The sequence below is a fragment of the Actinomadura napierensis genome, assembly GCF_039529375.1.
GTDB classification, from domain to species: Bacteria; Actinomycetota; Actinomycetes; order Streptosporangiales; family Streptosporangiaceae; genus Spirillospora; species Spirillospora napierensis.
In genome coordinates this window covers 57738-69994 of record NZ_BAAAMR010000020.1, presented here as the reverse complement: position 1 = coordinate 69994, position 12257 = coordinate 57738, and the positions used below count along the sequence as shown (strand labels likewise).

General features: G+C 70.2%; 13 protein-coding genes. 12 read left to right on the top strand and 1 reads right to left on the bottom strand.

The window, feature by feature from the left end; translation table 11 throughout:
• Positions 1 to 70: 70 nt before the first annotated feature.
• From ABD296_RS14075 to ABD296_RS14030, 10 genes are all read left to right on the top strand, one after another.
• Positions 71 to 1183 carry a zinc-dependent metalloprotease gene (locus tag ABD296_RS14075; protein WP_344266291.1) on the top strand — a complete coding sequence of 371 codons (1113 nt, stop codon included), beginning with the start codon at positions 71 to 73 and terminating at the stop codon, positions 1181 to 1183.
• Between the two features lie 95 nt (positions 1184 to 1278).
• Positions 1279 to 2286, top strand: a complete 1008-nt coding sequence (gene tilS, locus ABD296_RS14070; RefSeq protein ID WP_344266188.1) for a tRNA lysidine(34) synthetase TilS — start codon at positions 1279 to 1281, stop codon at positions 2284 to 2286.
• A gap of 95 nt (positions 2287 to 2381) precedes the next feature.
• Positions 2382 to 2945 carry a hypoxanthine phosphoribosyltransferase gene (gene hpt / locus ABD296_RS14065; protein ID WP_344266185.1) on the top strand — a complete coding sequence of 188 codons (564 nt, stop codon included), beginning with the start codon at positions 2382 to 2384 and terminating at the stop codon, positions 2943 to 2945.
• A gap of 327 nt (positions 2946 to 3272) precedes the next feature.
• On the top strand, positions 3273 to 5279 hold the full coding sequence (gene ftsH, locus ABD296_RS14060; RefSeq protein ID WP_344266182.1) for an ATP-dependent zinc metalloprotease FtsH: 2007 nt from the start codon (positions 3273 to 3275) through the stop codon (positions 5277 to 5279).
• 5 nt (positions 5280 to 5284) lie between these two features.
• Complete coding sequence (gene folE, locus ABD296_RS14055) at positions 5285 to 5899, top strand: GTP cyclohydrolase I FolE (protein ID WP_344266179.1); 615 nt, start codon at positions 5285 to 5287, stop codon at positions 5897 to 5899.
• A gap of 148 nt (positions 5900 to 6047) precedes the next feature.
• Entirely contained in the window at positions 6048 to 6929 is an 882-nt protein-coding gene (gene folP, locus ABD296_RS14050; RefSeq protein ID WP_344266176.1) for a dihydropteroate synthase, read from the top strand.
• Positions 6926 to 7363: a nuclear transport factor 2 family protein gene (locus ABD296_RS14045; protein WP_344266173.1), complete on the top strand. Its 438-nt coding sequence runs from the start codon at positions 6926 to 6928 to the stop codon at positions 7361 to 7363. Before folP ends, ABD296_RS14045 begins: the two co-directional genes overlap by 4 nt.
• Entirely contained in the window at positions 7360 to 7740 is a 381-nt protein-coding gene (gene folB / locus ABD296_RS14040) for a dihydroneopterin aldolase (RefSeq protein ID WP_344266170.1), read from the top strand. Before ABD296_RS14045 ends, folB begins: the two co-directional genes overlap by 4 nt.
• Positions 7737 to 8324, top strand: a complete 588-nt coding sequence (folK, locus tag ABD296_RS14035) for a 2-amino-4-hydroxy-6-hydroxymethyldihydropteridine diphosphokinase (protein ID WP_344266167.1) — start codon at positions 7737 to 7739, stop codon at positions 8322 to 8324. Before folB ends, folK begins: the two co-directional genes overlap by 4 nt.
• Positions 8321 to 8794, top strand: a complete 474-nt coding sequence (locus ABD296_RS14030) for a DUF3180 domain-containing protein (protein WP_344266164.1) — start codon at positions 8321 to 8323, stop codon at positions 8792 to 8794. Before folK ends, ABD296_RS14030 begins: the two co-directional genes overlap by 4 nt.
• A gap of 23 nt (positions 8795 to 8817) precedes the next feature.
• Here the strand turns inward: ABD296_RS14030 and ABD296_RS14025 are convergent, their stop codons facing one another.
• Entirely contained in the window at positions 8818 to 9966 is a 1149-nt protein-coding gene (locus tag ABD296_RS14025; protein WP_344266161.1) for an NADH-quinone oxidoreductase subunit D, read from the bottom strand.
• Between the two features lie 79 nt (positions 9967 to 10045).
• Between ABD296_RS14025 and ABD296_RS14020 the strand changes: the two genes are divergently transcribed.
• Together ABD296_RS14020 and ABD296_RS14015 are read left to right on the top strand one after the other, a co-directional pair.
• Positions 10046 to 10705, top strand: a complete 660-nt coding sequence (locus tag ABD296_RS14020) for a PH domain-containing protein (protein ID WP_344266158.1) — start codon at positions 10046 to 10048, stop codon at positions 10703 to 10705.
• A gap of 230 nt (positions 10706 to 10935) precedes the next feature.
• A complete protein-coding gene (locus tag ABD296_RS14015) occupies positions 10936 to 12204 on the top strand; it encodes a PH domain-containing protein (RefSeq protein ID WP_344266155.1) in 1269 nt (422 codons plus the stop codon).
• Positions 12205 to 12257 lie beyond the last annotated feature (53 nt).

Sequence of the window (12257 nt, the reverse complement as noted above, 5' to 3'; positions counted from 1 at the left end):
CGTTGAACGATCGTGCAGGGGCGCTCCGGCGCCGTGTCCGAAAAGTACGGTGGAGCACATGAGCGCCTCAATGATCGACTGGAATGTGGCGGTCCAGGCGGGAACGCGTCTGGTGCGGCCGGGACCGCAGGTCAGCCACGAAGAGGCCCGCGAGGTGGTGGCGCAGCTGCGGGAGCTGTCCAAGGACGCGCACGGGCACGTGCGGGACTTCACCGGCATGGCCTCCGAGCTCGATCCGGACCCGGCGACGGTCGTGGACAGGCCCGGATGGATCCGCGCCAACGTGGACGGCTTCCGGGTCGTGCTGGAACCGCTCATGGAGCAGATGTCCGAGCGCAAGGGCCCCGGCCCGCTGGGCGGCGCGGGCAACGTGGTGGTGCAGGCGGTCGGCTCGCGGGTGACCGGTATGCAGGTGGGCGCGATCCTGGCCTACATGGCCAGCCGTGTCCTCGGGCAGTACGAGCTGTTCCTGCCGCCGGACCCGTCCGGGCGCGCCCCCACGGGACGGCTCACGCTGGTGGCGCCCAACATCGTCCATGTGGAGCAGGAGCTCGGCGTCCACACACGCGATTTCCGGCTGTGGGTGTGCCTGCACGAGGAGACGCATCGCGCGCAGTTCACCGGGGTTCCGTGGCTGCGCGAGTACGTGCAGGACCAGATGACCCAGTTCCTGCTGGCGTCCGACCTGGACCCCGGCGTGATGCTGGACCGCATCCGGGACGCGGCGGAGGCCGTGGCCGACGCCGTGCGCGGCGGGGACTCCAACCTCATCGACGCGATCCAGACCCCCGAGCAGCGCAAGATCCTGGACCGGCTGACCGCCGTGATGACCCTGGTCGAGGGGCACGGCGACTACGTGATGGACGCGGTCGGGCCGGAGGTCGTGCCTTCGGTGGAGCAGATCCGCGCCCGCTTCCAGGGGCGCCGTGACGGCGGCTCCAAGCTGGACAAGACGATCCGGCGCCTGCTCGGCATCGACCTGAAGATGCGGCAGTACGCGGAGGGCTCCCGGTTCGTCCGGCGGGTCGTCGCGGAGGCCGGCATGAGCGGGTTCAACCAGGTGTGGCAGTCCCCGGAGACCCTGCCCACGCACGAGGAGATCAAGGAGCCCGCCCGCTGGATGGACCGGGTCGTCGGCCCGCGTGCCATCGACGTGGTCCCGCCGGAGGCCAGCGAGGCGTGAGGTCCTCGATGGCGCCGTCGCAGAGGCGTGCCACGGGGACATGAACGCGGATGCCGCTTCCGCCGCGTCAGGGCCTCCGGTGGTAGACGTTTCCCATGGGGCCTGATCCGGCGGTGGCGGCGGTACGGCTGGCGGTGCGGCGCGTCCTGGCCGACCTGCCTGCCGGAAGCATGGCGCTCGCCGCCTGTAGCGGCGGCGCGGATTCGCTGGCGTTGGCTGGAGCCCTCGCCTTCGAGGCGCCCAGGGCGGGCCTTCACGCGGGCGGAATCACCATCGACCACGGCCTGCAGGACGGCTCGGGCGCGCGCGCGGACGCTGTCGTGCGCACGCTCGCCGACCTCGGTCTGGACCCGGCCGGCTCGATCGCCGTCACGGTGGACGGCGAGGGCGGGATGGAGAACGCGGCCCGCAATGCCCGCTACGCGGCCCTGGACGAGGCCGCCGATCGCCTAGGAGCGGCGGCGGTACTCCTCGGCCACACCCGGGACGACCAGGCGGAGACGGTCCTCCTGGGGCTGGCGCGAGGTTCCGGGACCCGTTCCCTCGCTGGGATGCCCGCGGCCCTGAGACGCTCCTCGGCCCGTGGTGAGGTTCTGTATCTCCGTCCCTTGCTGGAGCTGGATAGGGCCACCATGCGCAGGGCCTGCCTGGCGATGGGCCTGGAACCCTGGGACGACCCCCACAACGACGACCCCGCCTACACGCGCGTGCGCGTACGTCACCAGGCTTTGCCCGTCCTGGAGGCGACGATCGGGCCGGGTGTGGCCAAGGCCTTGGCGCGAACCGCCCAGATGCTGCGCGATGACGCCGACGCTTTGGACGATCTGGCCGCGCGCGCTTACGAGGAACTCCGATCCACCGAGGACGGCCACGGCCTCGCCCTTAGCGTCGACGGTCTCGAAGAACTGCACAGAGCCGTCCGTACGCGGGTCCTGCGGATGGCCGCGGTCAAAGCCGGCAGCCCACCGGGTACGCTCGCGGCCGTCCATGTCGATGCAATGGATCGGCTGGTCACGGCCTGGCACGGCCAGCGGCACGTCGACCTGCCCGGGGGTCTTCGAGCGTTCCGGCGGTATGGGAGGCTGCTGTTCGGCCCGGTTTGACGTCGCGTCGTGTGCGACCCGTCACATGGCGTGTCCTGCGCGCAAGGCGTCCGTCCCGCGCAGGCGGGCGAATTCACAGCGATGAGGGTGGGGTTGTGGACGAGAAGGACCTGGGCAACGACCTGGCGAAGGTGCTGATCCCCGAGGCCGACCTGCAGGCGAAGGTGCGCGAGCTCGCCGCCCAGGTCGACGCGGACTACGACGGCAAGGACCTGCTGCTCGTCGGCGTCCTGAAGGGCGCCGTCATGATCATGGCGGACCTGGCGCGGGCGCTGCACTCGCCGGCCTCGATGGACTGGATGGCCGTGTCGTCCTACGGCTCGGGCACCAAGTCGTCCGGCGTGGTCCGCATCCTCAAGGACCTGGACACCGACATCCTCGACCGCCATGTGCTCATCGTGGAGGACATCGTCGACTCGGGTCTGACACTGTCGTGGCTGGTCAGCAACCTGCTCTCGCGCGGGCCCGCGTCCCTGGAGATCTGCGCGCTGCTGCGCAAGCCGGAGGCGGTGACGGCCGACCTCGACGTGAAGTACATCGGCTTCGACATCCCTAACGAGTTCGTCATCGGGTACGGGCTCGACTATGCCGAGAAGTATCGGAACCTTCCGTTCGTGGGGACGCTGGCACCGCACGTGTACGGCGGCGACGGTGCCTGAGGCCGTGGCCTCCGGGCCCTCCGCGCGCGCTGCCTGGAGCCCCCAGGGAACAAGCGGCCGTGACGGATCGTTGCAAAGGTCGTTGACGGGTATATGGAGAGGATCAGGAGATCGGCGCTGGCTGCGTCTCCTGTGCCCTGCGGTGTACCGTCGTTATCCCGGACCCTCGGGTCGGGGAACCAGGTGAGGGAGACCGCCATCGACGGGTCCGATGCCCCGGGCGACGGGCCTTTTGTTGGTCGCAGTGGCGTCCGCCCCCCGGGACGGGCGAGGATCGCACACAGACGTTGGTCAGGAGGGACGGGCCCCGTAGGGGTAACCGGATAAATGGACGTGAAGCGCTATTTTCGCGGGCCGCTGCTGTGGATCCTGCTGTTCGGCCTCTTGGTCGCCCTGGTGATGTGGGGCGTCAACCCCGGCCGCTCGTTCGAGAAGACCGACACCTCGAAGGTCGTCCAGGAGATCCAGGCGGGACAGGTGAAGTCCGCCAAGATCGTCGACAAGGACCAGCGGATCGAGGTCACGCTCAAGAACGGCAAGCAGCAGCAGGCCTCCTGGGTCGACGGCCAGGGCCTCCAACTGCAGAACCAGTTGCAGAAGCAGGCCGACGCCAAGCAGCTGCCCGGCGGCTACAACGTTGATGTCCCCAAGCAGAGCTTCTTCCTGAACCTGCTGTTCAGCCTGCTGCCCATCGTGGTCATCGTGCTGATCTTCCTGTTCATCATGAACCAGATGCAGGGCGGCGGCTCCCGGGTGATGAACTTCGGGAAGTCGAAGGCGAAGCTCATCACCAAGGACACTCCGAAGACCACCTTCGCCGACGTGGCCGGGGCCGACGAGGCCCTGGAAGAGCTGGAAGAGATCAAGGACTTCCTGCAGAACCCGGCGAAGTTCCAGTCGATCGGCGCGAAGATCCCCAAGGGCGTGCTGCTGTACGGCCCGCCCGGCACCGGCAAGACGCTGCTCGCGCGCGCCGTGGCCGGCGAGGCGGGCGTGCCGTTCTACTCGATCTCCGGCTCGGACTTCGTCGAGATGTTCGTCGGCGTGGGCGCCTCCCGCGTCCGCGACCTGTTCGAGCAGGCCAAGACCAACGCGCCGTCGATCATCTTCATCGACGAGATCGACGCCGTCGGCCGGCACCGCGGCGCGGGCCTCGGCGGCGGCCACGACGAGCGCGAGCAGACGCTGAACCAGCTGCTGGTCGAGATGGACGGGTTCGACGTCAAGGGCGGCGTGATCCTCATCGCGGCGACCAACCGTCCCGACATCCTGGACCCGGCGCTGCTGCGTCCCGGCCGGTTCGACCGGCAGGTCACCGTGGACCGTCCCGACCTGGAAGGCCGCAAGGGCATCCTGCGCGTGCACGGCCGCGGCAAGCCGTTCGCCCCGGACGTCGAGCTGGACGTCATCGCGCGCCGCACCCCCGGCTTCACCGGTGCGGACCTGGCGAACGTCATCAACGAGGCCGCGCTGCTCACGGCGCGCTTCGACCGCAAGCTCATCGACATGGACACCCTCGAGGAGGCCATCGACCGCGTCATGGCCGGGCCCGAGCGCAAGACCCGGGTGATGTCGGAGAAGGAAAAGAAGATCATCGCCTACCACGAGGGCGGGCACGCTCTGGTGGCGCACGCGCTGCCGAACTCCGACCCCGTGCACAAGGTGACGATCCTGCCGCGCGGGCGCGCGCTGGGGTACACCATGACCCTGCCGATGGAGGACAAGTTCCTCACCACGCGCTCGGAGATGACCGACCAGCTGGCCATGCTGCTGGGCGGGCGCACCGCGGAGGAACTGGTCTTCCACGAGCCGACCACCGGCGCGGCCAACGACATCGAGAAGGCCAGCTCCATCGCCCGCAACATGGTGACCGAGTACGGCATGAGCGAGCGCCTCGGCGCCCGCAAGTTCGGCACCGGGCAGGGCGAGGTCTTCCTGGGCCGTGACATGGGCCACGAGCGGGACTACTCCGAGGACATCGCCTCCGCGATCGACGACGAGGTGCGCCGCTACATCGAGGCCGCGCACGACACCGCGTGGGAGATCCTCATGGAGTACCGGGACGTCCTGGACGACCTGGTGGTCAACCTGATGGAGAAGGAGACCCTCTCCAAGGAGATGGTGCTGCGGATCTTCGCGCCGATCCAGAAGCGGCCGCACCAGAACTCCTACACCGGTTACGGCAAGCGCCTCCCGTCGGATCGTCCGCCGGTGCTGACGCCGAAGGAACTGGCGCTGCTCGGTCCGCAGGACGTGACCGACCTGACCAAGAACAACGGCCAGGGCAGCGGCGTCTCCTCCGAGTCCGCCGACCCGGCCCCGGGCGAAAGCTGACCGCCTTGGCCATCCCCTACGACGAAGAGCCGGTGCGGGAGGACCCCCCGGGGTTCGACCATGCGCGGATCGAGAAGGCGGTGCGCGAGATCCTGTTCGCGATCGGGGAGGACCCCGAGCGCGACGGGCTCCGCGACACCCCGGCGCGGGTGGCGCGCGCGTACGCCGAGCAGTTCGCCGGCCTGCGGCAGACGCCCGAGGACGCGCTGACGACGGTGTTCGACGCCGACCATGAGGAAATGGTCCTGGTGAAGGACATCGAGGTGTACAGCGTGTGCGAACACCATCTGGTGCCGTTCCACGGAGTGGCCCACGTGGGGTACACGCCCAACAAGAAGGGGCAGATCACCGGCCTGTCGAAGCTGGCGCGGCTGGTCGACGTGTACGCGCGTCGCCCGCAGGTGCAGGAGCGGCTGACCAGCCAGGTGGCGGACGCCCTGATGAGCGTGCTGGAGCCGCGCGGCGCGATCGTGGTGATCGAGGCCGAGCACCTGTGCATGACCATGCGGGGCGTGCGCAAGCCGGGGGCCAAGACGGTCACCTCGGCGGTGCGCGGAGATTTCCGTGATCACCCGGAGACGCGGAGCGAGGCGATGAGCCTGATTCTGGGCCGCTCCTGACCCGGCCCCCGCCCCTTGCCCGACCGAACCGCCGAACGGGCCTCAGCGACGAGCTGAGGCCCGTTCGGCGTGTGACGGGTGAGCCGCGACGGACGGGCGGGCGGCGGGCGCGAACGGCGAACCCGGCCCAAGGCATAGGGTTGGCGGTATGGCCAGTGCCGCAGTTCCGGGTCTGCCCCAGCCGGGGCGATGCCTCGTCATGGGCGTGGTCAACGTCACACCGGACTCGTTCTCCGACGGCGGATCCTGGTTCGATCCGGAGAAGGCCGTCCGGCACGGGCTGGACCTCGTCGCCGAGGGCGCCGACATCGTCGACGTCGGCGGGGAGTCCACGCGTCCGGGGGCCCAGCGGGTGTCGCTGGACGAGGAACTGCGCCGCGTGGTGCCCGTCATCGAGGCGCTCACCGAGGAGAACGTCCCGGTCAGCGTCGACACCATGCGCGCGGAGGTGGCGGAGGCCGCCGTCGCCGTCGGCGCCCGGCTGGTGAACGACGTGAGCGGCGGGCTGGCCGATCCGGACATGCCGCGCGTCGTGGCCGCGGCCGGCGTCCCCTACGTGGTGATGCATTGGCGCGGCCACAGCCACGACATGCAGACCCGGTCCGTCTATGCCGACGTGGTCCGCGAAGTGCGCGAGGAGCTGCTGCATCGCGTCGACGCCGTCCTGCGCGAGGGCGTCGATCCGTCCATGGTCGTGCTCGACCCAGGGCTGGGATTCGCCAAGAGCCCCACCGCCGGGCACAACTGGGCCTTGCTCGCTCATCTGGACGAGCTCATCGGCACGGGCTACCCCATCCTCGTCGGCGCCTCCCGTAAGAGCTTCTTCACGACCCTGCTGGCCGAACCGGACGGGACGCGCCGCCCGTTCGCCGAATGCGATGACGCCACCGTCGCCGTCACATCCCTTGCCGCGACGGCCGGTGCGTGGTGCGTGCGCGTGCACCGGGTACGTCCGAACGTGGACGCCGTACGGGTGGCGGCCGCGATCGAGGCCGCCCGACCCATGCACCCCGGGAGCGACCACGTATGAGCCGTGCAGTGAACCGCGCCGACCTGGAAGAGGTCCACGCCGAGTTCTACGCCGCCTTCGAAGCGGCGGACTTCGACCGCATGTCCGCCGTGTGGGCGGACGGCCCCTACGCGGCGGGCGTCTCATGCGTCCATCCCGGCTGGACCATGCTGCGGGGACGCGACGAGGTCCTGCGCTCGTGGGCCCTCATCATGGCCAACACCACCTACATCCAGTTCGTGCTGACCGACGTCGAGACGGACGTCTACGGCGACCACGCCGTGGTCACGTGCAAGGAGAACGTCCTCACCGCGGACGAGGACACCGAGGCGGGTTTCCTCGCGGGCGGAAGCATCGTGGCCACGAAACTGTTCGTACGGGTCGATGGGCAGTGGCGGCTGCTGCTGCACCATGGTTCGCCCGTCCTCAACGCCGTGGATGCAGAGGAAGAATGAGCCTGGACCGCACAGACCTGGACCGCATAGAAGTGCGCGGCCTGCGCGCCCGGGGACGGCACGGCGCGCTGCCGGCCGAGCGCGAGCTCGGGCAGGAGTTCGTGGTGGACGTCTCGCTCGGCCTCGACACCCGTCCGGCCGCGGAGACCGACGACCTGTCGCGTACCGTCGACTACGGCACACTGGCCGGGCGGCTGGTCGCCGCGGTCGAGGCGGACCCCGTCGACTTGATCGAAACGCTGGCCGACCGGCTCGCGAAGATATGTCTGGAGGACCCGGTCGTGGCGGAGGCCGAGGTCACCGTCCACAAGCCGAGCGCCCCGGTGCCGCACCCCTTCACGGACGTCGCCGTGAAGATCAGGAGGAGTCGCCCATGACAGCGTCCGACCGCATGCCCGACCGCACCGCGACCGGCGGCCACATGCTGGTCCAGCACCGCGTGGTGTTCTCGCTAGGCAGCAACCTCGGTGACCGGCTGGACAACCTGCAGGAGGCGGTCGACGCGCTGTTCGACGCCCCCGGCCTGGATTTCGTGGCGTGCTCCCCGGTCTACGAGACGCCCCCGTTCGCGCCGCCCGGGGAGACGATCCCCGAACAGGGCGACTATCTGAACATCGTGGTCGTGGCCGACACCCGGCTGCCACCGGAGAACCTGCTCGAGCGGGTCCTCAACATCGAGAACTCCCTGCGCCGCGTCCGCGAGGTCCGCTGGGGGCCGCGCACGCTCGACATCGACATCGTGGTGTTCGGGGACATCTCCTCCGACGACCCCGACCTGACCCTCCCGCACCCCCGCGCGCACGAGCGGGCGTTCGTGCTCGTGCCGTGGGCCGACATCGAGCCGGACGTGCTGCTGCCGGGGCACGGCCGCGTGGGCGACCTGGCGGAGGCCAAGCAGGCGGAAGGGGGCCCGTCGGCCGTTCGCCGCCGGAGCGATCTGACTCTGCAGCAGCCTGCATGAAGCCGTCCCGCCCGCTGTTCCTCGTCGCCCTCGTGATCGTCGTGGCACTGATCACCTGGGCGGTGCTGCGTTCCGCGTACGTCTCGCTGCCGCCACTGCCGTGGACGGCGGTGCCGACGCTGCTGCTGCTGGCGCTCGGTGAAGGATTCACCGGGTTCAACCTGCTGCGCCGCATCCGGCGAAAGCCGAACACCAAGCCGGTGGAGCCGCTGGCGGTCGCGCGCACGGCCGCGCTGGGGAAGGCCAGCGCGCACACCGCGGCGCTGATAGCCGGGGTCTTCGGCGGGTTCGCCGCCAGCCTGGCGGACTCGCTGGACAAGTCGACTCCGCGGCACGACTTCTTCGTCAGCATCGGCACGTTCCTGGCGGCCGTGGTGCTGGTGGGCGCCGCGTTCTTCCTGGAGTACGCGTGCCGCGTGCCGAAGGACCCCGACGAGGAGCGGCGCGACCGGAACGCCTCCAGGGCTTGACCCGGGGTCTCCGGTGGGCGCCGCTACTTGTCGATGTCGCCGACGACGAAGAACATCGAGCCGAGGATCGCGATCATGTCGGCGACCAGGTTGCCGGGCAGCAGCTCCGCCAGCACCTGGATGTTGTTGAACGAGGCGGACCGTAGCTTCATCCGCCACGGCGTCTTCTCGCCCCGGGACACCAGGTAGTAGCCGTTGATGCCGAGGGGGTTCTCCGTCCAGGCGTAGGTGTGCCCCTCGGGCACCTTCAGGACCTTCGGCAGCCGCTGGTTGACGGGTCCGGGCGGCAGTTCGCCGAGCCTGTCCAGGCACGCGTCGGCGAGGTCCAGCGATGCGTACACCTGGTCCAGCAGGCACTCGAAGCGGGCGAGGCAGTCACCTTCCTGCCGCGTGACCACCCGCACGTCCAGTTCGCCGTAGGCGAGGTACGGCTCATCGCGCCGCAGGTCGAAATCGACTCCGGACGCCCGCGCGAGCGGTCCCGACACGCCGTACTGGAGGATCTGCTCCTGCGTGAGCACTCCGACGCCGCGTGTGCGCGCGCGGAAGATCTCGTTGCCCATGATGAGATCGGCGATGTCGCCCATGCGGGAGCGGACCTCGGAGACCGCCGTCCGCGCGCGCGCCGTCCACCCGGCGGGCACCTCGTCCTTCAAGCCGCCGACACGGTTGAACATGTAGTGCATGCGGCCGCCGGAGATCTCCTCCATCACCCGCTGCAGCGTCTCGCGCTCGCGGAACGCGTAGAAGATCGGCGTGATCGCGCCCACTTCCAGCGGGTACGAGCCCAGGAACATCAGGTGGTTCAGCACCCGGTTGAGCTCGGCGAGCAGCGTCCTGGTCCACACCGCGCGGGCCGGCACCTCCATGCCGAGCATCCGCTCGGCGGCGAGCACCACGCCGAGCTCGTTGGAGAACGCCGAAAGCCAGTCGTGCCGGTTGGCCAGCACGATGATCTGACGGAAGTCCCGCACCTCGAAGAGCTTCTCGGCGCCCCGGTGCATGTAGCCGACGATGGGCTCGGCCGCCGAGATCCGTTCGCCGTCCAAGGTCAGCCTCAGCCGGAGCACCCCGTGCGTGGACGGGTGCTGGGGGCCGATGTTCAACGTCATGTCCTCGGTCGCGAGCTCCTTGGCGCCCGCACCGATGCCGACGATCCGCTCGGTGGTCATGGTCGCGTCTCCGCCGCTCCGATCACCGCTTCATGGTCCCATGGCGAGCGGTGGGCGTTATCCGATTGACTAGGGGGTGATGAACCCCAGCCAGAGCGGTCACCCGCAGGATCCCGCGGACGCGTCACCGGGCCGGCCCGGCTTCGTGCCAGGTGCGGGCGGGCAGGCGCCCGCCGTGGACGGACGGCAGCCGGGCGCCCACCCGCAGCAACCGGGACCGCCGGTCGCGGCACCGCCGACCTACCGAGCCGACCAGGCGTTCGCCCCCGGAGGCGGGCTCCAGTGGTCGACGATCTCCGGACGCCACGCGCCGCACCGGCTGCTCACCGCCGTGCTGTGGGCGGTTCCGGTCGGAGCTCTGGGCGCGTACGCGGTGTGGCTGAACGGGGGTGCGGTCGCGGCCGTCATGTGGATCGCCGCCGTGCTGCTGGCGACCGCCGTCACGTGGGTCGTCGCCGAGCTCGACCGCAGGTCGTTCGGATATGTCGAGCGCGCGGAAGACCTCGTCGTGACCCACGGTGTGCTCGTCAAGCGGCTCATCGTCGTCCCTTATGGCCGCATGCAGTTCGTGGACGTGACCGCGGGGCTTCTGGAGCGATGGATGGGCATCGCCACGGTCCGCCTGCACACGGCCGCCGCGGCGACCGACGCGGCCATTCCCGGCCTGCCCGCGCTGGAGGCCGCGCACCTGCGGGACCGTCTCGCCCAGAAGGGCGAGGCCAGGAGCATGGGCCTATGAGCCGCCCTTACGGCCCGCCGTACGGAGCACCCGGTCCTTATGGGCCGCAGCGAGGCCCGTACGGTCCGCCGGGACAGCCGCCCTACGGGCCGCCTCGTCCGCCTTACGGCCCGCCTCGCCCGCCCTATGGGCCTCCATATGCCTACGGGCCGCCGCCCGGCTACCGTCCGCCTCCGCCTCCGATCCGGTTCTCGGAGGGGACGCACCGGCTGCACTGGTCGACGGCTCCGTTGCGCGCCTTCGTCTTCCTCATCATCTACTTCGTGCTGCTCGGGTTCCCGCTGCTGCTGACCCAGACGCACAACGGCGTCGCGCTGGAACTCACACCCGAAGTGGTGACGCGCTTCCTCGTGGTGTCGGTGGTCATGACGGCGGTGGCGATCGGGTCCGGCCTGTGGACCTGGCTGGCTCTGCGCTTCCGCATCGACGGCGACGACCTGGTGGTCGAGACGGGGCTCCTCCACAAGCGCGCGCGCCGCATTCCCCTCTCGCGGATCCAGGCCATCGACGTCGTCCGTCCGCTCGTGACACGGGTGTTCGCACTGGCGGAGGTCCGAGTCGAGCTCGCGGGCGGCGAGCAGAGCGAGATCGCACTGCGCTACCTCGGGCGCCACTCCGCCCAGCAGTTGCGCGCCGAACTCCTCGCGCGCGCGGCCGGCCTGCCCGGGCACACGCCCGAGGCGCCGGAACGGCACATGTGGCGCGTCCCGTTCGGAAACCTGCTCGCCTCGCTGCTCCTCCGGCTGCCGGTGCTCGGCACGGGAGTGCTCTTCTTCGCGACGCTGGTGTTCCTCGTGGTGTACGCCGAGGGCGGCATCCTGGCGGTCACGGTCCCCATCGTGCTCGGGCTCATCCGGGCCGTCATCGCGCCGCTGGTGATGTACGCCAACTTCACGGTCGCGATGTCACCGGACGGGATACGGCTGCGGTACGGGCTGCTCGAGACGCGGATGCAGACACTTCCGCCCGGTCGCATCCAGGCCGTCAGCATCATCGAGCCGGCGATCTGGCGCCGGGTCGGATGGGCCCGCGTCGAGGTCACCGTCGCCGGCTACGCGGGGGAGCGCCAGGCGCTGTCCTCGACGCTGCTGCCGATCGCGCCCAGGCACGTCGCCATGCACCTCGTCTCGCAGGTCTTCCCCGGCACCCGCGTCGATTCGGTGCCGCTCGTCCCCGCCTCCTCGAAGTCGATCGCGATCGACCGGGCGGACGGCGCCGGTTCCGACGACGTGGTCTTCGTGGCGCGGCACGGATGGCCCTGCCAGCGCACCGATGTGATCGCTCATGCGCGCGCGCAGAGCGTCCGGCTCACCGTGAACCCGTTCCAGCGCCTGTTCGGCCTGGCCACCGTCCACGTCGACGCGCCGCCCGGACCCGTCCAGGTGGCCGCGGCCGACCGGGAGCTCGGCGAGGCCCGCGCGATCGTCGAGTCGACCGCCCGCCGCGCCCAGGCGGCCCGCAGCGCCGGCGGCGACCCCGCCCACTGGGCCGCCCGCTGACGGACCCGGTTATCCACAGAACGACATTCCACTTCCCTGCCCGTCCGGGCCCG